The 22672-nt window shown below is 69.7% G+C and carries 14 protein-coding genes, 1 tRNA gene and 2 pseudogenes; 14 read left to right on the forward strand and 3 right to left on the reverse strand.

All coding sequences use genetic code 11. The features are described from left to right. Positions 1 to 133: 133 nt before the first annotated feature. Both ACFPK1_RS32155 and ACFPK1_RS32160 read left to right on the forward strand, forming a co-directional pair. Positions 134 to 1132 (forward strand): sulfite oxidase, encoded by a 999-nt coding sequence (locus tag ACFPK1_RS32155; protein WP_378025004.1) that lies wholly within the window; start codon positions 134 to 136, stop codon positions 1130 to 1132. Continuing rightward, the gene (locus ACFPK1_RS32160) at positions 1132 to 2778 is read left to right on the forward strand and encodes a Na+/H+ antiporter (RefSeq protein WP_378025005.1); all 1647 of its coding nucleotides are present in this window, start codon (positions 1132 to 1134) and stop codon (positions 2776 to 2778) included. The genes ACFPK1_RS32155 and ACFPK1_RS32160 overlap by 1 nt, the downstream gene beginning before the upstream one ends. Positions 2779 to 2927: 149 nt before the next feature. Here the strand turns inward: ACFPK1_RS32160 and ACFPK1_RS32165 are convergent, their stop codons facing one another. From ACFPK1_RS32165 to ACFPK1_RS32175, 3 genes and pseudogenes are all read right to left on the reverse strand, one after another. Beyond that, positions 2928 to 3182 (reverse strand): hypothetical protein, encoded by a 255-nt coding sequence (locus ACFPK1_RS32165; protein WP_378025030.1) that lies wholly within the window; start codon positions 3180 to 3182, stop codon positions 2928 to 2930. Positions 3183 to 3238: 56 nt separating this feature from the next. Beyond that, positions 3239 to 3535, reverse strand: a pseudogene (locus tag ACFPK1_RS32170) (DUF6247 family protein); the annotation flags it as partial. Positions 3536 to 3620: 85 nt separating this feature from the next. Further along, positions 3621 to 3686 (reverse strand) — tRNA-OTHER (locus ACFPK1_RS32175). A gap of 350 nt (positions 3687 to 4036) precedes the next feature. On the opposite strand from ACFPK1_RS32175, the gene ACFPK1_RS32180 reads away from it, so the two are divergent. The 12 genes and pseudogenes from ACFPK1_RS32180 to ACFPK1_RS32235 all read left to right on the forward strand — a co-directional run. Continuing rightward, positions 4037 to 5077, forward strand: a complete 1041-nt coding sequence (locus tag ACFPK1_RS32180; protein ID WP_465252236.1) for an IS110 family RNA-guided transposase — start codon at positions 4037 to 4039, stop codon at positions 5075 to 5077. Positions 5078 to 5504: 427 nt separating this feature from the next. After that, positions 5505 to 6293, forward strand: a complete 789-nt coding sequence (locus tag ACFPK1_RS32185; protein ID WP_378025007.1) for a leucine zipper domain-containing protein — start codon at positions 5505 to 5507, stop codon at positions 6291 to 6293. Positions 6294 to 6572: 279 nt separating this feature from the next. Next, the gene (locus tag ACFPK1_RS32190; RefSeq protein WP_378025008.1) at positions 6573 to 6992 is read left to right on the forward strand and encodes an IS110 family transposase; all 420 of its coding nucleotides are present in this window, start codon (positions 6573 to 6575) and stop codon (positions 6990 to 6992) included. A gap of 234 nt (positions 6993 to 7226) precedes the next feature. Further along, positions 7227 to 8090: a polysaccharide lyase gene (locus ACFPK1_RS32195; protein WP_378025009.1), complete on the forward strand. Its 864-nt coding sequence runs from the start codon at positions 7227 to 7229 to the stop codon at positions 8088 to 8090. Between the two features lie 76 nt (positions 8091 to 8166). Then, positions 8167 to 10659 (forward strand): hypothetical protein, encoded by a 2493-nt coding sequence (locus ACFPK1_RS32200; RefSeq protein WP_378025010.1) that lies wholly within the window; start codon positions 8167 to 8169, stop codon positions 10657 to 10659. A gap of 691 nt (positions 10660 to 11350) precedes the next feature. Next, complete coding sequence (locus ACFPK1_RS32205; RefSeq protein ID WP_378025011.1) at positions 11351 to 12814, forward strand: tyrosinase family protein; 1464 nt, start codon at positions 11351 to 11353, stop codon at positions 12812 to 12814. 51 nt (positions 12815 to 12865) lie between these two features. Then, complete coding sequence (locus ACFPK1_RS32210; RefSeq protein ID WP_378025012.1) at positions 12866 to 14509, forward strand: WD40/YVTN/BNR-like repeat-containing protein; 1644 nt, start codon at positions 12866 to 12868, stop codon at positions 14507 to 14509. A gap of 27 nt (positions 14510 to 14536) precedes the next feature. Beyond that, on the forward strand, positions 14537 to 15997 hold the full coding sequence (locus tag ACFPK1_RS32215; RefSeq protein ID WP_378025013.1) for a LodA/GoxA family CTQ-dependent oxidase: 1461 nt from the start codon (positions 14537 to 14539) through the stop codon (positions 15995 to 15997). Then, positions 15994 to 17019 (forward strand): FAD-dependent monooxygenase, encoded by a 1026-nt coding sequence (locus tag ACFPK1_RS32220; RefSeq protein ID WP_378025014.1) that lies wholly within the window; start codon positions 15994 to 15996, stop codon positions 17017 to 17019. Before ACFPK1_RS32215 ends, ACFPK1_RS32220 begins: the two co-directional genes overlap by 4 nt. Before the next feature lie 120 nt (positions 17020 to 17139). Then, on the forward strand, positions 17140 to 19092 hold the full coding sequence (locus ACFPK1_RS32225; protein WP_378025015.1) for a ferritin-like domain-containing protein: 1953 nt from the start codon (positions 17140 to 17142) through the stop codon (positions 19090 to 19092). 47 nt (positions 19093 to 19139) lie between these two features. Next, positions 19140 to 20867, forward strand: coding sequence for a M4 family metallopeptidase (locus ACFPK1_RS32230; RefSeq protein ID WP_378025016.1), 1728 nt, complete (start codon positions 19140 to 19142; stop codon positions 20865 to 20867). Positions 20868 to 21972: 1105 nt separating this feature from the next. Beyond that, positions 21973 to 22145, forward strand: a pseudogene (locus tag ACFPK1_RS32235) (transposase); the annotation flags it as partial. Positions 22146 to 22672 lie beyond the last annotated feature (527 nt).

The raw sequence follows: 22672 nt of genomic DNA on the forward strand, positions 1-22672 counted from the left end.
GGCCCGTCGACCATCGCCAGCCACGAGGAGAGGAGATGTCGGTGACGAGCACGCCGACCAAGCGCGCCGGCATGATCGTGCACGAGCAGGAGCCCTACAACGCCGAGCCGCCGCGGCGGCGCTCGCCGAGAACGTGATCACCCCGGTGGAGGTGTTCTACGGCCGCAACCACGGGGCCATGCCCGAGATCGACCCGCGGGCGTGGCGGCTGCGTGTCGGCGGCATGGTCGAGCAAACCCTGGAGCTCTCGCTGGCCGAGCTCCAGCAGCGGTTCGCCCCCGTGGAGGTGACCGCCACCCTCCAGTGCGCCGGTAACCGTCGCGCCGGGCTGATGGCCTACCGAGACATCCCCGGACAGCACCCGTGGGGAGCGGGCGCGACGTCCACGGCTCGTTGGCGCGGGGCACCCCTGACCGACGTGCTGGCCGCGTGTGGCCTCGACCCGCACGTCACGGACATCGCGTTCGACGCCCCCGACGTCGCGTCGGAGGCCGACCCGCCGCAGCCCTTCGGGGGGTCGATCCCGGTGGACAAGGCCATCGCCCCGGAGGTCCTGCTGGCCTGGGAGATGAACGGTGAGGCGCTGCCGACCGCACACGGCGGGCCCGTCCGCGTCGTCGTTCCCGGCTACATCGGCGCCCGCAGCGTGAAGTGGATCGGGCGGATCACCGCTCAGGACCACCCGTCGGACAACTTCTTCCAGCAGGGTGCCTACCGGCTGCTGCCCGCCGACGCCGACACGGCACGGACGCGGCCGGGAGACGGCGTCGCGCTGGGCCCGGTCGCGCTCGACTCCGAGATACTCGCCCCCGACGACGGGGACGAGCTGCCCGCCGGAACGACCCGCGTGGCCGGCTACGCCTTCGCCGGTGACGACCGCACCGTGGTCCGCGTCGACGTCACCACCGACGGTGGCGGCACCTGGGTCCAGGCCGAGCTCGACGCGCAGCCCACGCCCTGGACCTGGCGGTTCTGGCACGCCCGTGTCGACGTCCCGCCCGGCCGGGTCGAGATCATGGCGCGTGCCTGGGACAGCACCGCGGCCGTGCAGCCCGAGCACGCCGCCACCGTCTGGAACCCCAAGGGCTACGTCAACAACTCCTGGCCCTCCGTCACCGTCACCGCGTCCTAGTGGTCGAGATCGTCGCCGTGGTGGTCGGGCTGGTGACGCTGACGGCGGGGGTCCGGGCGGGGGCACGTCGGCTCGGTGTTCCCGACCCGATCGCGCTGTTGGTGGTGGGCGCGGCGGTGTCGTGGGTGCCGGGGGTCCCGCCCTTGCGCATCGACCCCGACCTCGTCCTGGTCGTCCTGCTCCCGGTGCTGCTGTACTGCGCGGCGTTCGCCGCCTCGCTGCCGGCGTTCCGGCGCCACGTCCGGCCGATCCTGCTGCTCTCCGTCGGCCTTACGATCGTCTCGGCGCTGGCGGTCGGCGTGGTGGCCTCTGCCGTCGTCCCCGGCCTCGGGTTCGCTGCGGCGTGCGCGCTCGGGGCCGCCGTCGCGCCACCGGACGCTGTGGCCGCGACCGCCGTCGCCCGCGGCATCCGCATGCCGCGGCGGGTGGAGGCGCTGCTCGAGGGCGAGAGCCTGTTCAACGACGCCGCCGCGCTCAGCGTGCTCACCGTCGCCGTCGGCGCAGCCACCGGCGAGAGCCTGTCCTTCACCCAGGCGACGGGGCAGTTCCTGCTCAACGCACTCGGCGGCCTCGTCATCGGTGCGGTGATGGCGGCGGTGGTGGGTTGGGTGCGTCGTCGGGCCCTCAACCCCTACACCGACGTCGTGGTCTTCCTGGTCGCGCCGTTCGCGGCCTTCCTGCCCGCCGAGGTGGTGGGCGCCTCCGGGCTGGTGGCGGTGGTCATCACCGGCCTCTACCTGGGCCACCGCGCGACGGCGATCATGGAGCCGGGCGCGAGGGTCGTCACCGGGTCGGTGCGGACCGCGCTCTCGTGGCTGCTCGAGGGCGTCGTCTTCTTGCTGGTCGGGCTGGAGCTGCGTGAGGTGGTCGCCGGGCTCGCGTCGACCCCGCTCCGTGTCGTGGTCGTGTCGGCGGTCTCGGTCGTGATCACCTTGATCGTCGTCCGTGTCGTGTGGCTGGCCCTCACCGAGCAGGCGGCGCCCGCAGCGGTCGGGCGTCGTCGCGCGAGCTGGGGTGAGTCGACGTTGACCGCGTGGGCCGGGATGCGCGGCGCGGTGTCCCTGGCCGCGGTGCTGACCCTGCCGCTCGTGGTGCCCGACGGGCGAGCCTTCCCGCAGCGCGACCTGATCGTCTTCCTGACCTTCGTGGTCATCGTGGCGACCCTGCTCGGTCAGGGACTGACCTTGCCGCTCCTGGCTCGCCGGCTGGTCGGCGGCGACTCGGAAGCGGCTGCGGAGGCGCGGCAGGAGGCGCAGGCGCGTCGTGAGGCGGCCGACGCCGCGATGGCCCGCCTGGAAGAGATGCACCAGGACGCTCCCGGCGGCGAGGAGATCGTCGATCAGCTCCGTCGCCGGGTGCAGAATCGTGTGCGCGCCGCCGACGAACAGCTCGCCGCGATCGAGACCGAGGCCCGGGCCGACACCGCCGACTCCGACCCGCGCGCCTACCTCGAGCCCCGCCGGGCGCCCGATACCGGACAGCCGGAGCTCCCCCGGGACACCTACCGGCGTTTCAGCCAAGCCATGATCGTCGCCGAGAGGGCCCGTCTGCTCGCCTTGCGTGACGACGGGCGTCTCGGCGAGGACGCGTTCGTGCGCATCCAGCGCGAACTCGACCTCGAGCAGGCCGCCCTGCTCGTGCGGTGAACTGCCGAGCCGACGTGGTTCATCAGTGCACCTCGCGCAGGTCCAGCGAGGCGCGCCGCATTGAGCGCGGGCTCGGACCTGGCGGCGAAGGGGAGCGTTGGAGACGGTCGGCGGCGGTGCGACGCCGCCGAGGCAACTCTCGGCCGGTCCTAGAGGAAGCTGACCCGCACGATCGGCACGATTCGGTCGCGTTCGAGGACGTGGAAGACGACCTGACAGGTGCCTATCGGACCGATCGTAGCCACGCGCAACCCGTCCGGGTTCGTCGGCACCAGCGGTCGGACGACCGTCCTGGGCGAGACTTCGAGTGCAGTGCGAAGTTCGGCGAAGGGGCCGAGGAGTTCGGGTGGGAGTGCTGCGATCGAGGCGTCGATATCGTCGCCGACGGTCTCGACGACGGACATCTGCTACAGGCCGGCCTTCGAGGCGGTGATTTCGAGGGGTTCGTCTTCGGGGAGGGTTCCCCGGTGGCGATCTCGGCGGCGAGCGTCATGGTGTGCCGGTAGACAGTCGGGTCGGTCTGCAAGATCGCGATGCCACGCCAGTGCTCGACGACGGCGTGTACGCCGGCGAGGTCGAGCGATGTGCGGGCGTCGTCGAGGGCGGCCTCGTAGGCAGCGACGAAGCGGGCGGCGTCCTCGGGGAGCAGCCACTGCCTGATGACGGCCGGCGAGGTCCCGAGCGCGAGCGGGTGCGGCTCGGGATCGCGACGGGCTGCGGCGGTCACAGCACCGACGATAGCGACTGCCACCGACACCGGACCAGCACACCGATCCGACGCCAGAATTTAAGAGTCAATACCGGGAAAAGATCGCTTTCCTGTGCTGTGACCAGCAAAAACATGGTGCGCCGTCAGGGACTCGAACCCCGAACCCAGTGGACGAGAGTCACTTCTCCTGCTACGACGCACGGTGCTCATCTGTGCAGGTCAGCAACGGTGTCGCCGAGTCTCGATCATCAGCTGTGACCGCCCGCGGGCAGCCATGATGTGACGTAAGCGGCCACCTAAGCGGCCGGTTCAGCCTCAACGTCGTGGCTGCCGTCTCTGGGCAGGCGTCGCAGATCAGCGGCGGGGCCGAGGGAGGATGAAGAGCGGTCGACGAGCCTTCGCGCCTAGCCCGTATGGAGGCCGGCGCCTCCGCTCGTAAGTTGGCGCGGGTCACCGTCGCAGGTGGCGGTGCCGCATTTACGGGGAGGCGCCGGTGGCTGGCGAGGGTACGTGGGTCGGGTTGGACGTTCACGCGCGTTCGGTGATCGGGTGCGCCATCGACGAGACCGCAGCGGAGATTCGCACCCAGCGGATCGGTGCACGGACGAGCAGATCGTGGCCTGGATTCTGGCTCAGCCGGCTCCGGTGGTGGCCTGTTACGAGGCCGGGCCCACCGGGTTCGGGCTGGCTCGGGCGTTGCTCGCGGCCGGGGTGCGCTGCGAGGTGGTGGCACCGTCGAAGCTCGAGCGACCGGCCGGGGACAAGGTCAAGACCGATCGTCGCGACGCGGAGCGGCTGGCCCGGTTACTGCGGATCGGGGAGCTGCCCGCCGTACGGGTACCGACCGAGGCCGAGGAAGCCGCCCGGGATTTGGTGCGGGCCCGCGAGGACTGCCGCACCGATCTGATGCGGGCCCGCCACCGGCTGTCCAAACTGCTGCTGCTCCAGGGCCTGGTCTGGGAGCACACGGCGTGGACCGGCGCGCACACTGACTGGCTGCGCAGTCACCGCTTCGAGCGCCGCGGGGTGCAGCTGGCCTTCGACGAGGCCCTCGACACGGTGTTCTCGGTGCACGCGCGCCGCGACCGTCTCGACGCCGCGATCACCGAGATGGCCGCCGCGGACCCGGCGTTGGCCGGTCCGGTGGGGCGGCTGTGCTGCTTGCGCGGGGTCTCGACGCTGACCGCGACCGGGTTGTGCGTCGAGGTCGCCGACTGGCACCGGTTCACCGGGGCGACCATCGGGGCCTATCTCGGTCTGGTGCCCTCGGAGTTCTCCTCCGGGCAGCGTCGGGTCCAGGCCGGGATCACCAAGACCGGCAACGCCCACGCCCGCCGGCTGCTGGTTGAAGCGGCCTGGCACCACCGCCGGCCGCTGCGCGCCAGTCGACCGCGAGCGCGCCGCGCCGATGGCCAGCCCGCGGTGGTGCGCGCTCGCGCCGAGGCCGGCAACCGGCGCCTCCATCAGCGCTGGTGCCGTCTCGAGCAGCGCAACAAGCGCCCGACGGTCTCGGTCGTCGCCGTCGCTCGTGAGCTCGCGGGCTGGTGCTGGAGCCTGGCCACGCTCGACCAGCACGCCGCCGCTGCCTGACCCGGCGGCGCCACCAGCCCCGGCGGGAGCCGGGTGAGGATGCAGGCGGCGCGAGGAGCGACCCGCGATACAGCTATGAGCAGCTCAGCCCGTCACGATCCGGCTGGGCGACGCTCGCCCCTAGAGTCGCGGACGCTCCCGACGAACATCCGGTCATGCGGTAACCAACCCGCGCATATCAGTCTGACCGCGCGTCGCGCCGACACGCCTCCACCCACCCGGCCCCGCCGGGCCACAACGTCCTGATTAGCCACGACGCACCGCATCGGAGGCCGACCACCCCTGCCCGCTTGGCAGGGACGCCCTCCATATCAGCTGTCGTGACCCGAGACGTTGTGTGCGGCGGCGTGTCGGGTCTATCGAGGGAGGGCCTCCGGGGCGAGGTAGGTGTGTCTGAAGCATCCGCCCGCACCACCGGAGGCCCTCGGTGCCGCACCGTAAAGCCCGGCTGACCGTTCACGCGCGCCTGCTCATCGTCGAGCGCTCGCGGGCGGGCTGGCCGCAGGCCCGCATCGCTGAGCAGCTCGGAGTTTCGCGGGGCACGGTCAAGAAGGGGCTCGACCGCCACCAGGCCGAGGGTGTGGTTGGGTTGGAGGACCGCTCGTCCCGCCCGCACACCAGCCCGCACCGCACCAGCGCCGAGGTCGAGGCCCAGGTCCTCGAGCTTCGCCGCGATCGGCATCGGGGCGCGGTGTTCCTCGCCGGCGAGCTCGGGCTGGTTGCCCCCACCGTCGGGCGGATCCTTCGCCGCCATCAGGTGTCGGCGCTGTCGGCGATCGACCCGATCACCGGCGCGCCGCTGCGCCGGCGCCGCGGCGGGTCACGCTACGAACGGCGCCGGCCCGGTGAGCTGCTCCATGTCGATGTCAAGAAGCTCGGCCGGGTGCCCGAAGGCGGCGGCTGGCGGCTGCACGGGCGCAGCGAAGCGGTCCGCGGGCGCGGCAACGGCTATGACTACCTGCACGTCGCGGTCGACGACCACTCCCGCCTGGCCTACATCGAGGCCCTGCCCGATGAGCGCGACGCCACCTGTGCAGGGTTCCTGCACCGCGCCGCGACCTGGTTCCACCACCAGGGCGTCACCGTCGAGCGCGTGCTCACCACAACGCCATGGCCTACCGCCGCGGCCGGACCTGGGCCGCGGTCTGCGTCGGGCTGGGCATCCGGCGCCGCTTCATCAAGCCCGGTTGCCCCTGGACCAACTGCGAGGGTGTGATGGCGTCCGCTCCGGGGACTGGCCTGACTCCTAGACCAACCGGCCCGCTGATGCCTTGTTCCCGAAGCGTCCACCGGTCGCCGGGCGGACGTGTTCGGGCCGCCGGGCCTGGTTCGTGACCTGATGGGAGCCTGGCCAGAGGCCCCGTCGCAGTTCTGTCCGTCCCCGGACCCGGCAGCCCTCGCCACCGCCGCTGAGGTCCTGTGGAGGACGACGACAGTGACAACCCACAGCCTGGCAGCCGCTCCGCCACCGGTCACGCCCGCGACCGGTCTCGTCGTGGGCGTCGATACTCACTCCGACATCCATGTCGCGGTCGCCCTCGACGGGCTCGGGCGGCGCCTCGGGGAGCTCGCGGTGCCCACGACCCTGGCGGGCTCGCAGCAGCTCGAGCGATGGGCCGGCGAACTCGGACCGGTCACCGCCTTCGGGGTCGAGGGCAGCGCCAGCTGGGGCGCGAGCCTGACCCGCTACCTGCGCGGGCGGTGCCATGAGGTCATCGAGGTCAACCGCCCCGACCGCTCCACTCGACGCCGACTGGGCAAGAGCGACCCCGCCGACGCCGAAGCCGCAGCCCGATCGCTGCTGGCCGGCACCGCCACAGCGACGGCGAAGGCCCTGGACGGGCACGTCGCCTCGGCGGCCAACCACCCATCACCCGCCTCGCCTGCTAACAACGTGACGAGTCACGACACCTAGCGCGAAGGGCGTTGAGCCCACTTCTTCCCAAGATGGGTGTCCTCACGACGTCCACTCCAAGCCCCACGCATCCCTCACGTTGGAGGCCCGCACCCAATGCTCTAGCCCACGAGGACTACGGGGAGTCCGCCTACTGGTCCAGCATCTCCCGGAGCCGTCAGCCATCGAGTCCATTGCGGGATAGCGCTGAAGCGGGTTGGCTCTTACGAGGGTTTCTCACTCCGGGGGCTGCGCATGACGACTCCTCACGATCCCGGCGGGCCGCCCGGTTACGTTCTGAATTGGGAGCTCCCCGCCCACAGGCAACCGTTTCCTGGTGGGACGCTCCCAGGTTGGACCAGGGAGTACGACCCTGAGCAGTACCACCAGAACCCAGCTCTCCCTAATGAACCACAAGTACGACCAGCAGCCACTGAGGAAGAACCTGTTCGGGCGGGATCGCACTCAGTGCGGTTTCAGCTGTATAGGGGCGACAAGCGCATCAATTGCGGGGTTCGTTCTGAATTGGCCGGTGATTACGGGTCGCCGGGCGAGGAGCGTTGGTACGGTTTCAGCGTCTACTTTCCCGAAACGTGGCTGCCGGACCGCGCACCCGAGAGTGTCACACAGTGGCATCAGGACTCGGGAGCTCCGACCGGCTCGCCTCCCCTGGGGCTTATCACCCAGGACGGCAAGTGGCACATCGGCCAACGAGACTGGAACTCCAGCTCGGTCGGTCTGAACGACGCTGGACTGTGCGCGTTGCGCCAGTGGACAGACTGGGTGTTTCATGTCAAATGGGCGCCCGATGAGCGCGACGGCCTGCTAGAGATCTGGAAGGACGGAGCAACCGTCGCCCCATTCGTCCAAGGTTACCGAGTTCATACTACTTCCGAAGCGGCGACTCGCCACGCCATCAAGATCGGCGTGTACAAATTGGCTTGGAACACAGCTGCTTTTGGTGACATCCCGGTCGGCAGCGACTGCGGTTCAAGGGAGGACGACGACTCGACCCAGTCCAGGCGCGTCATGTACCACGACGAGCTGCGGATCACCGACGGAACGGGGAACCTTGAGGCCGTGGCACCTCCTGGAGGACGGCCACCACCTGTCAGCTAAACCTAGTCCCTCACGTCGTTGACCGGTTCCTCAAGACCAGGGCGACGTCGCTGATCTGTGCATCCCGGGAGCGTCGGTGGCGAGACACGAAGAGCTGTTCTACGAGGTGATGTGGCGGGCCTGGACCTCTGGCGCGACCTACCCGATCCCGTGGTGGGCTCTTCAAGCCCTGCGCGCGTGGAGCGACGACTTTGACCAGGGCTTGTTCGAAAGCAAGCAAGCGGCTTTCGCTGCCAACGCGCTCTACCGATACTGGAACATGATCGGCGTGAAGGACGCGGGCCTGGAAAGCCTCGTCGGGCAGGCCGGGGAGATTGCCCCCGTGTACGAGGCCTACGCGGTCTCGGGCTTCCTGTTCGAGCCGGACGGGCGCCGATTGCACCTGCCGCAGACGCCGCGTCCGGGGCAACTCTTGCGGCAGCGGATGGAGGACGACCATCTGCCGGTCGTGGAGACGAGCTACCAGGTTGGCACAGCCACGCTCCAGCAGAAGGCGCTCGCGACGACTGTCGGACCCTCACAGCGCAGCATGGTGCTCCACCGACTACGGGTGACGGCTGAGGGTGGGTCTGCCCGCGGCTGGCTGTGCCTGTCGCTGCTGCCTTGGGGGCCGAGCAGTTTCCAACGTCGAGACAGAGCAGGTCGTTACGAACTCGACCGACAGCTGACCTTCGTCCGGTATCTCCCCGCCGAGGCACGGGTGGAGGTCAATTCCGGATGGGGACCGGTGTTCGACACGGCGCCGACGCACGTCGGTCTGTACGGCAACCCGCTCTCGCTGGCCGACCCGGAGCTATACCTGCAAGACAACCCATGGGTGGAGCTCGGCACCACTGGTGCACTCAACGGCGTTCACACCGTGCGCGACGGCGTTGCTCGGATGTGTACGGCTGCTTTCGCCTGGCCCTATGACCTCGCCGAGGGCAAGACCCTCGCGGTCGATGTGCGTCTGCCGGTCGATGACTACCGCGGAGGCGCCGACCTGGTCGCGCTGAGAAGCCCGACCGCTGACGAACTGGAGGCCGCCAACCGCGCTTTCTGGACCGGCAAACTCAACGGCAGCGGACTACGGCTAAGCCTGCCCGCGCACGTCACACACCTTGTTGACCTCTACCGGCTCTCCCGCGCCACAGTGTTGATCCTCGCCGACCACGGGGTGATCCACCCTGGTCCTACCATCTACGACTCGTTCTGGGTGCGCGACTCGTCCATCGAAGGCATCGCCTCCGCGCTCGCCGGCGACTCGGCCCTGGCCGAGACGCAGTTCAGTCGGCACTACCCGACGGTGTTCAACCAGGGACCCGACCGGATCGACGCGGTCTCCCTGCACGGCTTCTTCGGTGGCAAGCACGAGAAGGACGACCGGGAGTGGGACAGCAACGGCCAGGCCCTCTGGGCGTTCGGGCGGCTGGACCGCATCCTCGGCCCCCACTCCCACTTCGGCGCACGAATGTTCACCCCTTACGTCGTCGAGGGCGCACGCTGGATCCGAGACAATCGTTCGGAGTTCGGACTACTGCACAGCGGGTGGAGCGCCGAGCACCTCGGCGAGAAGGACAAACCGCACTACTGGGACGACTTCTGGGGAGTCGCCGGCCTCTATGAGGCCGCCCGGCTCGCCGACCGGCTCGGCGCCTCGGAGGCCGGCGAACTCTGGGGTGCGTATGACGACCTACGTCACGACCTCGAGGCTTCGATCCGGTGGGTGCTCGACCGGCAGCGCGAAGCCGGGCGCTGGGAGACATTTATCCCCACCGGCCCCGCCGACGTAAACCGGCGGGATTCGACGATCGTCGGCACGATCGCCTACTTCCACCCCTGCCGGCTCTACCAGAGCCGCAAGCTCGGGGACGCCGTCGACGCCGCCGCGCACGACACGCTCGACACGATATGGGCTCACTTCGTCGACGGCGGCGGCCTCCGGCACGACTCCGCCTGGCGGGCGTACGGCCCCTACCTCGGGTTGCAGCTCGCGCACGCGTTCCTGCTGATCGGCGACCAGCAGCGGATGGACGCGTGCCTACGCTGGGCCGTGGGCGAGGCGGCCTACGCCGCCGGACCGCCGCTAGCCGGCTCGGACTCGGTCCAGATCGTCAGCGGAGCCTGGAACGAGCAGCACGCCTACTCAGTGGCCAGTGACTTCACTCATGTGCCGAGCAGCTGGTGGTACATGGGCGACATCCCGCACGGGTGGGCAGCCGCAGAGTTCCAGTTGCTCATGCGAGACATCTGCTTCTTCGAATCGGGCGAAGACGAGAGCCCGCACGTCTACCTCGCACCCGGAGTGCTTCCCCACTGGCTGACGGGCGACACCAAACTCCAAGTTCAAGACGCCCCGACCGTGTTCGGCGAGTTGTTCGGCTTCACCCTCACCCACGACGCGGCGGCCCGTGAAGTAACAATCGACATCACTCAGCCAATGCGTGCTCCGATTACCTACATCTATCCGCTTCGGCTGGGCAAACTCCGCCGTTTGGCAGTCGACGGCATCGAGACGCAACTGGCCTTGGAGACAACTGATCTTCCTATTCCCGCCGGCACCGAGCAGGCGGTAATAGCGTACCACTGAGCGATCGTCGGTTCTGGTGGATCTGCGGCTGGGTCCGGCCCTCCTCGACTCCGCGCATCTGTCGTGGGACACAACGCGGCTTCTATTGCGTTGTCGGGTCAGGCGGGCGAGCGGAGCGCGACCAGGCCGGGGTCGTCGATGGCGGCCAGCAGACTACCTCGCGCCGGGCGCGCTCGACGACCTGGGCTCCGTCCGGCGGCGCCATCACTATCACCTCGAGCACAACGTTCTCAGCCTCACACCGATCCCCCCGGAGGTGCTTCTGACCGCCGCAAGACACGATTGGAGATGCCTAGCACGGTGGCGCGCTGAGCGACGGGCTTCTCGCGATCGCGGAACAGCTGCACAGCCCGACGCCGGGACACTGACAATGCGGTGCAGGACGGGACGGACCCTTCCGACGGCAGGCGCAGCCGCAAGATCGATGTCCACGGAACCGGGGCAAGGTCAAAGCGGGAGGCGCGTGACGGAAGAGGCGAACACACGGTTTGCGAGCGGACACGGTGCGTCGTTGAAACCAATCGTGGAGACCGCCCTGTCACCGTTCCAGCCTAGCTGCGTCGCTCGGTCAGTCCTATCTTGTGCCGTAACGCACCCATATCCTCGTACCTGCGGGGGATACAAGATGTGAGATAGGCATGGTGGAGTGCTTGTCAGGTATGCGGCCCCGCTACACCAGGGGGTGGGTCGCGTGACTGAAAGTATCATCGAAGAGCCGACATATATGCGCGATGTTCGGCACTTCTTCGCCGACGTCGACCTCGATCACATGTTTGGCCTGGGAATTGACATCACAACTTACGACGCTCTAAAGGCCGAGTCGACGGACGTCTACGTCCACACTCTCGGACCGAACGCGCACATGCCGCCGGAACCGGATCGGAAGTGGACCGCGGAGCGGTCGCAGTCGTTCTTCAACTGGATCTCCAAGGGCCATCCGCTCGGGGTGCCCGAGGTCCAGCCACTCGCCACGAGCGCCGCCTCCCGGATCCGCAAGGACGCGCGGGATCTCTCGGCGGACGAGCTCCAGGCCCTTCGGAACGCCTTCAGCGGGGTGATGGCTCTCGAGCCCGACGACCCGAACAGCTACTTCACGCTCGCCGGGCTGCACTGGTTCCCGGTGCCCTCCGAGTGCAAGCACCACGAGGACAAGTACAACCCGTGGCACCGCGTCTTCATGAACCGATTCGAAGATGCGCTGCGAAGCGTCCCCGGCTGCGAGACGGTGACCCTTCCGTATTGGGACATCACGGGTGCGCCACCCAATTTCCTATACGAGCCGCCGTTCGACTCCTACACGCTGCCCCTCGACGTTCACGCGCTGTATCCGGCCGGCTACGCCACTAGCCGCTTTGATGCTGCGACCCTCATGGAGAACGTCGCCTCCTACGGGATACCCGAAGACATCACGACGTCGCTGGCCGAATTCCGCTGGTCCCGCTTCACCACGGGGATCGAGGGCGCCCACGACGAAGGGCACGTGTCCATTGGTCCGACCATGAGCCGACCCGACGTCGCCGCGTTCGACCCACTGTTCTGGTTCTTCCACTCGAACTGGGAGCGCCTGTGGTGGAATTGGCAGCAGGCCATGCAGGCTACAACGGAGTGGTCCTTCCGTAGCACGATCGACACGTCGACGCTATTCCTGACCCCGCCGTTCAACGCCCTGGAGCCGTTCTCTCAGACGGCGGAACAGGCGATCAACCTCGCCGCCATGGACGTCGGCTATGCCGAGCCGCAGGGACCGGACAAGGGGCCAGTGGTTCCCGAAACCCTCGAGCCGTCGACGCGGGGCAGCCTGATCGCCTCGAGCACGATGCGAGCGACGCGGCGACGGGTGTCGGCCCGCGTGAAGGGCGTGGATCGCTTGGCCATTCCCGGGTCTTTTCGGGTGGTGCTCCGCGCTGACGGCGAGCCCGTCGGCCGGCGGGCGTTCTTCCAATCGACCCAGCCCAAGGACTGCGAGAACTGTCGGCAGCGACGGCGGGCGGACTTCGACTTTGTCGTCGACCTCGAGGACGTCAGCGACCGATCGCTCTCGGTGGACGTCGAGCTCCTTTCCCGGGACGACCCGCGAGAGGGGGTGACTGTCCCGCTGCGTGCGTGCGGCAACCCGACGCTCAACGTCAGAGTCCTGCTCGAGGAGATGTCCTGAGGGAGCCCGTTCCCGGCGGGCAGGGGGTTCGACGGTCGCGAGGGAGGCGGCATGGGATTCGCTCAGATACGTGAGATCCTGGACGATGCGATTGGTGGCCCGGAGGCGACGATCGGTGTCCACGGCCCGTTCTGGCGGGACGTCACGCGCGACGAGTTCGTCACGGCGACGGTTCGCGGTCGGCCGCTACTGGTCGTCGGCGCCGGCGCGGCGTCGAACCTGGTCAAGTCGCTGAAGGGTGGTGCCCCGTTCGGGGCCGACCTGCCCGAACCGCCCGCGGGCGCATCGCTGAACCGGATGCCGTCTGGCCTGGCTCCTGTTTCGGCGGAGTCGGTCGCGGTCATCGAGGCGTGGATCGACGACGGGTGTCCCGACGACATGCCCGCCGCGCCGCGGATCTGGCGTCCCACCAACGCCCCAGTGTCGAGCGCGCGGACCGACGACATTTGGTTCGCCGACGCGCGCGAAGGCTGGGCGGTCAACAGCGACGGTCAGGTCGTGCACACTACCGACGGCTTCGCCACGTGGGAGGAGCAACTCCACCTCCCCGACGTCTGGCTCCGGTGCATCGGGTTCGCGTCCCGCACACGGGGCTGGGTGGGGACGACGACCCCGAACGACCGCCTCTACGAGACCGTCGACGGCGGCACCACGTGGACCCCTGTTGCCACGCTCCCGCCGACCGCGCCCTCGGCGATCTGCGGGCTCTCGGTGGTCGACGCAACGACTGTCTACGCCTCGGGGACGAACTACCCGAACCGACCCACCCGGATGATGCGCACCGTCGACGGGGTGAGCTGGCAGGGCTGGGAGATGTCCGAGCACGCCGACCTGCTGGTCGACACCTACTTCACCGACGCCGACCACGGCTGGGTCGTCGGCGGGAAGGCCGAGGTCAGCAACCCCACCCGTGCCGACGTCCGCGCGGTCGTGTTGCGGACTGAGGACGGTGGACGGACGTGGGTTGACCGGCTCGCGCCGATCGCAGCCGAACTGCCGCTCGGTGAGTGGGGATGGAAGATCCAGTTCCTAGACGACCGGGTCGGCTTCGTCGCCCTCGAGAACTTCGACGACGCGGCGATCCTCAAGACCGCCGATGGCGGACAGACGTGGGAGCGGATCGAGGTGAACGACCCCCAGGGCAACGCCAACCTCGAGGGCATCGGCTTCCTCGACGAGACCACCGGCTGGGTCGGCGGCTGGGGCGACAGGTTCTTCACCGGCGGCTTCAGCAGCGGGACGACCGACGGCGGGGCCACATGGCACGACGCCAACGAGATCGGGGCCTTCATCAACCGTTTCCGCTTCGTCGGTGACGAGCCCCAGATTGGGTACGCATCGGGTCTGACGGTCTACCGCTACGCCGCGGAACCCCTGCCGGAGCCGCCCGTGCCCACCGTGAGCGCGGAGCCCGCGCTGAAGCTCCTCGACGACAACGCGCCGGCCCGCGCCGAAGCGCCCCTGCACGTGGCCGTCACGATCCCGGAGGACGCGTCGCGACTCGTGGTCGATGTGTGGGACCGCTTCGGGGAGCACAGGCGTCGCCTGCTCGAGCAGAACCGGCCGCCGTCGGGACGACGCGACGTGGAGTGGGACGCCACCGACGAGCACGGCGCGGCCGTGGGCGGCGCGATCGTGCTGCGCGTAAGCGTCGACGGGCGCTCGGAGAGCCAGATCCTGCACATCGACCGCTGAGCGAGGTCGTCACGGGAAGGAAGCGCTATGGGAACCGTCTACAAGATTCACCCCGCGCTGGGGGTCGCCCGGGTAGGCAACCACCAGACCGCGTTCTTCGTGGGTCCCGAGACCCCCGGCACTCCCGGGGTGGAGATCGGCGCCGACGGCACCGAGTCACCCGTCACCGCCTACAAGGCGGACGGCCGCATCAAACGCCAGGCCGCGCGCTTCCGGGTGTTTGCCTACGAGCAGGACCCGGACGGAACGCTGCACCTGACTGGGGAGGTCGGCCCCGAGACCCACGTCGAGTGGAGCGTCGACCTGGTCAACCGGAAGGCCGCGCTCGACCGCAAGGTCGAACCCGCCGGACACCGCAACCCCCTGGTGACCGACCGCGACAGCCTTATCATCCGCGGGGCCACCACCGCCGCTGTGTCCGGGAGCGGAGCCGGCCCGACCGAGGTTTCTGGATCGTTCCTCGGCGCGAACGTGTACCTCGGCGAGATCCGCACCGACAGCGCCGGACGTTTGATAGTCCTCGGCGGACGCGGGACGAGCGCGTCGGTTCCCCCGGGCCTGCCAATGACCAACTTCGTCAACAACGACGGATGGCACGACGACGTCGCAGACGGCCCGGTCCGTGCCACGGTGACCAGACCTGGTGAGTCGCCGGTCGCCGTGCACCAGCCTGCCTGGGTGCTCGTCGCCCCGCCCGACTTCGCGCCGAGCGTCGACTCGACGGTCTCGCTGTACGACATCGCTCGCCAGCGCGCTGTCGAGCGCGGAACCCTACGGCCGGCGACGAGCCCGTCGTTCACCCACGACATCCGTCCCCTCATCGAACGGACGATGGGCCTGCGCTGGGTCGACGACTGGAACCAGTGGGTGCATCTGGCGGGCGTCGATTGGATGACCCTGGCTGACCCGTCCCCGGCCGCGCAGCCCGCACGCGCCACTGTGGCCGCCGACGTCAAAAACCCTCAGCTGACGTTCTTCGAGCTCCCGGAATTCCTCGAGCGCTACGTCGACCAGTGGGCAGCCGGTGACTTCGTCAGCGATCTCGGCGCCCCGACGCCCGCCGAGTCGCTCCCCGATCAGCTCGACCGGGCCAGCCTGGAGCGCTGCACCGGCAACAACTTCTACCCCGGGATCGAGGGCGGCCAGACCCTCAAGGACCTGAAGATGTATGACGACCCGCCCCGCCTCGACCACGGCCATCTCACCGCGGTCTATCCCGGCTGCCTGACCGAGGTGATGGCCGTTCCCTGGCAGGCCGACTTCTACGACTGCCGCGGGGGCTCCTGGTGGCCCACCCAACGGCCCGACCATGTCATGCTCGACCCGAACGACGTCCCCGGCAGCGCCGCGAACTGGGCGAACCCGGTCAACGGCTACCAGTCGATGGTCGATCACGTGCACCAGCTGGGGTTCGTCGTCCCGCAGGACGTCGGGGGCCAGACGGTCCTCGTCGAGTCCGAGCGCGATCCGCAGTTCCCGCGACCGTGAGCACCGACGCCGACGTCGCGGACGTCTTGGTGCTGGGCGCGGGTCCCGCCGGCGCGTCCTGCGCGATCGCGCTGGCCCGCGACGGGTGTTCGGTGACCGTCGTGCGAGGACGCGTCCCGCGCCGCCCCCGCCTCGGCGAGACGGTGCCGCCGGCGATGGTCCGCCCCCTAGCCGCCCTCGGGGTCTGGGAGGAGTTCCGCGCCGCCGAGCACCTGCCCGACCCCGGCACCGTGCTGCACTGGGGCGACGACGCGCCCTCCGGGAACGACCACATCCTCGATCCCTACGGCTGCGGTTGGCACCTCGACCGGGACCGGTTCGACACCATGCTGCTCGACGCGGCACGCGCGGCCGGTGCCCGCGTGCACGACCGCGTCCCCGGCGGCGGCCCCGAGCTCCGAGCCCCGTTCGTGGTCGACGCCACCGGCCGGGCGGCGTGCGTGGCGCGGCGCCACGGCCCCGCCCGAGTCCGGGAGGACCTGTTGATCGGGCTGGTGCGGTTCGGGACGTCGTCGGGGGCCGACACGCGCACCGTCGTCGAGGCCTCGCTCCGGGGCTGGTGGTACGCCGCTCCGCTGCCCAGGGGCCGCGCCGTGACCATGTTCTTCACCGACGCCGACCTCCTGCCGCGCGGCTCGGATGCACGGCGACGGTTCTGGGACCACGCCTGGGCGCAGACGGCCGCCGTCCGCGAGGTCGCGGCCCTCGAGGCCCATGGATCGATCCACACCGCCGTCGCCCACACCGGGGCAATCCCAACGTGCGCCGGATCGGGCTGGATCGCAGTCGGTGACGCGGCCCGGACCCTCGACCCGCTCTCGGGCCAGGGGCTCACCACCGCGTGCGTCTCGGGTATCCGCGCCGCCGCGGCGATCCGGTCCGGGGCGGGGCGGGGCGCTCTGGCGGCGTACTGCGAGCGGGTCGCCAACGAGCACCGAGCCGCGCTGTCCTCCCGACGCACGACCTACCGCCGCGAGCAACGCTGGCCCCGCGACCCGTTCTGGGCGCGGCGCCACCGCTGACCCCACCACTCGAGCCCAGGAGGCCACGTCGTGGAGCATCGCTTCTTCGTCGCCGGCGCGACTCCCGTCGTCGCCCGCTGGACGGACGACGACGGCGCGCCGCGCACCGCGCACCTCGCGATGCCCGACCCGGCCGACCCCGTGCACGACCCGCCGCTCGAGCCCCGTGACGAGGCCGTCTTCCTGCTCACCGCAGCGGCCGAGGTCGAGCACGCCCTGATGGTGCAGTACCTCTATGCGGCCTACTCGGTTCGCGTCGTCGACGGGGATCCGCAGCAGTCCGAGCTCGCCGCCGTGCGGGATCTGCTGCTGCAGGTCGCCCGGGAGGAGATGGGGCATCTCGCCACGGTGCAGAACCTGCTGCTGCTGGTGGGTGGGTCACTGCACCTGGGTCGGGGGGACTCGTCGCAGGCCGACGGGGTGCACCCCTTCCGGTTCGCGCTCGAACCCGTGTCCTCGGCCTCCCTCGCCAAGTACGTCATCGCCGAGAGCCCGGCTAAACCACCCGCAGAGATGACCACGCAGGACCTGGCCCAGCTCGAGGCGATCCGGCAGGAAGCGGAGGCGGCCAACGGCGGGATGCCGGTGCGCCACGTCGGGCAGATCTTCGCTCGGCTGGCTCACCTGCTCTCCGATCCGGTGGCTGGCGTACTCGATACCGACTTCGCGCTCGACGCCGCCGGCCGGCAGGCGACCTTCGCGGACTGGGGCCTCGAGGCGCGCAGCCCCGACACCGGCGAGGCCCTGGTCGTCGAGTCGTTCACCGGTTCCGACCTCGCCGCGGTCCGAGCGGCCGCGGTGGCCGCGGTGCACCGGGTGGGGGCTCAGGGCGAGGGCTTCGATCTCGAGCCGGCGGGGCCCGGCTCGGAGTCGCACTTCGAGCGCTTCCTCGACCTCTATCGCCGCGTGAGTGCGCTCGACGCCGCCGGGGTCGTGGTGGCCCGGCCGCTCGCGGTGAACCCCACCACGGCGCAGGAGGGGACCGAGCCTGGCCGAATTGTCGCGCCGAGGGCCCGGGCGTGGGCTGCCTTGTTCGATCTACGCTACCGCCTGCTACTCGGCCAGCTCGGGCACTTCCTCCTCGTCGACCAGCCGTGCTACTCCTCCGCGAACAGCCCCGAGCGGGGCGACCGCACCGCGCGCGGGCTGCTGCTGGCCGGAACGTTCGACGAGATGCGGCGGCTCGCGAAGATCGCCGGGCACCTGGTGCTGTTGCCCCAGCAGGACCCGGAGACCGCGACCCGGGCCGGCCCGCCGTTCGGGCTGCCGTACACGTTGAACCTGCCCGACCGGGACCGGTTGCGGTGGCGCAGCCACCTCGACGTCTCGCGTGCCGCTGGACGGTTGATCCGCGACGAGCTGCTCGACCCGGCGGCACCGGACGGTTTCCTGGAGGACGTGCTCGCGGCCGACGGGCGCGCTCAGACGATCATGACCGCGCTCGCAGCCGGGCAGGCCGTCCCGCCCGGGAGCCTTCCGGCTGGCTTCGCCAAGGTGACCACGATCCTCGAGGAGGCCGTTCGCGGGTTCACGATCGTCAGCCCCATCCACGGCAACTTCTGGGCCGGACGGTCCCGCGACGAAGTCGTGGACGGCCCTCCGAGGACCGTGCGCCGCAATGCCGACGGCAGCACGGATACGGATCCGGACCGTTCACCGCTGGTGCAGCGGCTGGAGCACGCGAACCCCACTATGCGGATGCCCCGGTTCCGGCCCCCTGTCCCGCCGGAGCGCGTCGAGTACATCCGGGAATGGATCCGCGCGGGCGCCCCCGACGATGTCCCGCCCGACCCCGATGGGCTGCAACGCGAGCGCGACCCCCGGACCGAAGGGTCGGCCCCGCCGCCCGGCCCGCTGAGTTTCGAGATCGACATCAAAGGCCTGTTCCGGGCGAGTCCGGACCGCTCGGCGATGATGTTCCGCTTCGACCTGCACCGCTACGAGGACGTGCGCGACCACGCGAGCGAAATCGAGTCCCGGCTCCTCGACGGCTCCATGCCGTGCGACACCCCGTGGCCTCCCGAGCGGATCGCCGTCTTCAGCCGCTGGATCACCGACGGCCTGCGTCCCTGACACCCACCGTCGCGGGATCGTCCCGCGCCCACCCTCGAGGAGCCTCCGTGGCCGACGACGGACTGTCCACGTTCACCCTCCACCGCGACGACCAGCAACCGATCATCGCGGCGATCAACGAGGAGGTCGCCGACACCTCGACGCGACGCCCGGCCTCCCTCGCACCGGACGAGGTGGACCCCGAGACCGCCGCGCGTCGCTACCTCCGGGAGATGGTCGCGCGCCCGGAGGTGCCCACGCCCACCGCCGACGTTCCCGCCGACACCCCCGAGTACCGGACGATCGCCACCGAGACGTTGCCACTCACCGACACGACCACGGTCAAGTTCGCGCAGTACTTCCACCGTGTGCCGGTGTACGGGTCGCTGGTCACCATCGAGCTCGAGCGGGACAACACGCTCCTGTCGATCAGCTCGACACTCGCCGAGCCAACCGGGGTCGACCCGGTGGCCCGGGTGTCGCCGCTGGAGGCGCGCGATGCGGCCCACGCCGCCGCCGGGATCGATCGGGCCGGCGACGACGAGCAGCGGCCGCGCCTCTACTACTACCGCGACTCTCGTGCCCAACCCCCTACCTGGCGTCTGGTCTACATGGTCAGGGACGTCCTGCGCGACGCGCCGGGCGACGACGGCGGGGGGCCGACCACGATCGTGCCCGACCTGGTCGACTACGTCGTGGACGCTCACGACGGTGGCGTTGTCGCGGTCCTGCCCCGAACCCAGTCCGTGGGACCGGGGGCCGACGAGGAAATCGCCGATGATGCGCTCGGCGAGCCGCGGCGCTTTCGGGTGCTCCCCGACGGGGCGGGTCGCCGTTGGCTTCGCGATCCCGAACTGAATGTGCGTACCCACGACTTTGAGTTCCAGGACGCCTTCGGCCGCGCCCATCTCCTTCCCGGCGACGGGGTGAGCGCTCCTCCCGAACCGTGGAGCCCGGCCGCGGTGAGTGCACACGCCAACGCCGCTGAGGTCGCGAGGTTCCTGGTCGAGGTGCTGCGGCGCGACGGGCTCGACGGCCGGGGCGGCTCGTACGTCTCGAGCATCAACTGCGTCGATGGTCCCGCCGGGGCCAACCGGGAGTGGCGTAACGCTGCCTGGTTCCGCGGCCAGATGATCTATGGACAGCGGCGGGTCGGAGGGCAACTGCAGTCCTACGCGGCCGCAGGCGACGTCGTGGCCCACGAGATCGTGCACGGCCTCACCGACAACACGGCGGGCCTTGAGTACGTGACCGAGTCGGGTGCGCTGAACGAGTCCTACTCCGACATCCTGGGCATCATCATCGCCAACCGGAACGAGACTGACATCGCCCGCTGGGACTGGGAGTTGGGGGAGGACCTGGACGGGACTGGCGTCCCGCTGCGGGATCTCAGCGATCCCGCGCACCGCGGGCAGCCCGCCCACATGGACGATTTCCTGCGGCTCCCTCCGGGCGTCGCCCCGAGTCGCAGCAATGACTGGGGGTTCGTGCACTCGAACAGTGGGATCCACAACAAGGCTGCTTACGGCGTTCTCACCGCCACTCACGCCGACGGCACGCACGTGTTCGCGCCGGCCGAGGGAGCGGCCCTATTCTATCTCGCCCTGACCCAGCACCTCTCACGCCGCTCGGGGTTCGACACCAGCCGCCGAGGTGTCGAGCTGGCGGCACGAACCCTGTTCCGCCGCGATCCGCCCGCGACCAGGGCCGCCAAATTGGCCGCCATCGGCGAGGGCTTCGATGCTGTTGGCATCGAAGGAGCCGACGACGCCACCGTGCTCGCCGGGCGGGGGTAGGCACGGTCGCCGCGACGACTGACGTCTTCGTCGTGTCGGCGTGATTCCAGCGGGCGAGTCTCGATCCTCCGGAGGGAGGGCGCAATAATCGGGATTGAAAACTGCACTGCGAGGTAGCCGAATTAGTTCCCGTGCTATCGAGAAAGTCCGAGCAAGCCGACTCCGCTTGCTCTACATGTCGGTTTTGATTCCAAATGTTCTGCTGGAGGTCAAAGTCCACTACAGGTCAACCCGGCCCACTGGCTCGGATGCGCGGGGGCGTTCTCGTGGCCTGGGAGGCGCATCAGCGCTCGCCACAGGTCCACGGCTGCCCCCCGGGTCGGACGCCGTCGAGCTGATGCGTGGCCTACTCGGCCTGCTCGGCGTTCGTGCTCCACCGAGCCCACTGCCCCGCGGGACGGAGCGCGTGCGGTAGGCCTCGGCCGCCTTGTTCCAGGCATGCTCTGCGGACATCCGGTCGCCCGGTACCCGGGCGGCGGCGAGGGACCACTCCGCGAACCGGACTGTCCCTCCACGAAGGCCGCCCGAAGGGCCGCCCTCGCCTGCGTTCGAGCCTCGTCTGTGCCTGTCGCCTCGTGCACGGTCCAGAGGCCCCGAGCCCAGGTTGTACAGCCTCGACGCGAGGTCGGTCGCTCCCGCGTCGGTCGGGCCAGGGAACGGCGGCGGTAGTCCACCGCACGCTCGAGCGCGGCCTGATCCCCGGTGGAGTCGTACAGGGCGGACGCCGCGTCCCGGCGTTGTTCAGACGGCTCGCCAGCTGCCAGTCCCCCTCCGCGGTGTGCTCGACGGCCCGCTCCTGACAGGTCTCGGCCGTGCGCAGGGCGCCGAGGTACTGCTGGTCCGTGGCGTCGTAGTGGGTGAGCAGCGCATTGCGAGGTTGGTGAGTGCCACGGGATTGGGACGACCGGCGGGTGAAGCGCACCGGGTCTGGTGGAGGCTCTGATCCCACGGGAAGGTGGCGATCGTGCCGGCGCCGAGGAAGTTCAGCGACGAGATGAGGGAGCGGGCCAAGCGGCTGGTGCGTGAGGCCCGCGAGCAGCAGCCCGGCCTGTCGGTCAACGAGGCCTGCAAGCGGATTGGTCCGCAGCGGGGGATCGTCCCGGACACCCTGCGCAGCTGGTGCCGCAGAGCGACATCGACGAGGGGCTGCGGCCGGGCACCACAACCGCGGAGTCCGAGGAGCTCAAGCGGCTGCGCCGGGAGAACGCCGAGCTGCGGCGGGCCAACGAGATCCTCAAGACGGCGTCGGCGTTTTTCGCGGCGGCGGAGCTCGACCGCCATACCCGTTGATCGTGGACTACATCGACCAGCGCTGAGCCATGGCTTTGCCCAAAGTGCAACGACGGTCACCGCGGCCCGTCCGGGACACTCGAACTGCAGTTCGAGGCCAAGGACTTGTCCGATCGCGGGATACCTTGTGCAGTCGCCCCGCGACCGTGTGTCACGCGCCCGGACGAAGCACGGATGACGCAACGAATTCGCGTTGACGGAGTCTTCTGAACGTTACCCGTTTGGCCGCTGTTGAATGCGGACGAGGCCGCCAAGGTGAGTGGTCTAGCGATCCCGGTTAGTGCGGCGCGAGGTCTCGGAGCAGGGCGATGGATGACGTTCCGTTGGACCCCACGGCGCTGCCGACAATAGTTGCCGGTCCGATTTTGCGACGGGTCACTCGGACCCGAGCGGCCGTGTGGCTGGCGCTGACCCGTGGCGACCCGATCACCCTCCATCTGCGACCTGTTGGTCAGCAGGGCCAGGAGGTCGCCTCGTCGCCGGCGGCGCCTGTCCGGGTCGGTACTCGGCTCTGG

This window comes from Actinomycetospora rhizophila (assembly GCF_042657905.1).
Taxonomy (GTDB): Bacteria; Actinomycetota; Actinomycetes; order Mycobacteriales; family Pseudonocardiaceae; genus Actinomycetospora; species Actinomycetospora rhizophila.

Excerpts from the sequence above, each read along its gene's own strand:
- ACFPK1_RS32215 (WP_378025013.1), top strand. The coding sequence starts at position 14,537 with ATGGGAACCGTCTACAAGATTCACCCCGCGCTGGGGGTCGCCCGGGTA.
- ACFPK1_RS32165 (WP_378025030.1), bottom strand. The coding sequence starts at position 3,182 with ATGTCCGTCGTCGAGACCGTCGGCGACGATATCGACGCCTCGATCGCA.
- ACFPK1_RS32225 (WP_378025015.1), top strand. The coding sequence starts at position 17,140 with ATGCCCGACCCGGCCGACCCCGTGCACGACCCGCCGCTCGAGCCCCGT.
- ACFPK1_RS32195 (WP_378025009.1), top strand. The coding sequence starts at position 7,227 with ATGACGACTCCTCACGATCCCGGCGGGCCGCCCGGTTACGTTCTGAAT.
- ACFPK1_RS32210 (WP_378025012.1), top strand. The coding sequence starts at position 12,866 with ATGGGATTCGCTCAGATACGTGAGATCCTGGACGATGCGATTGGTGGC.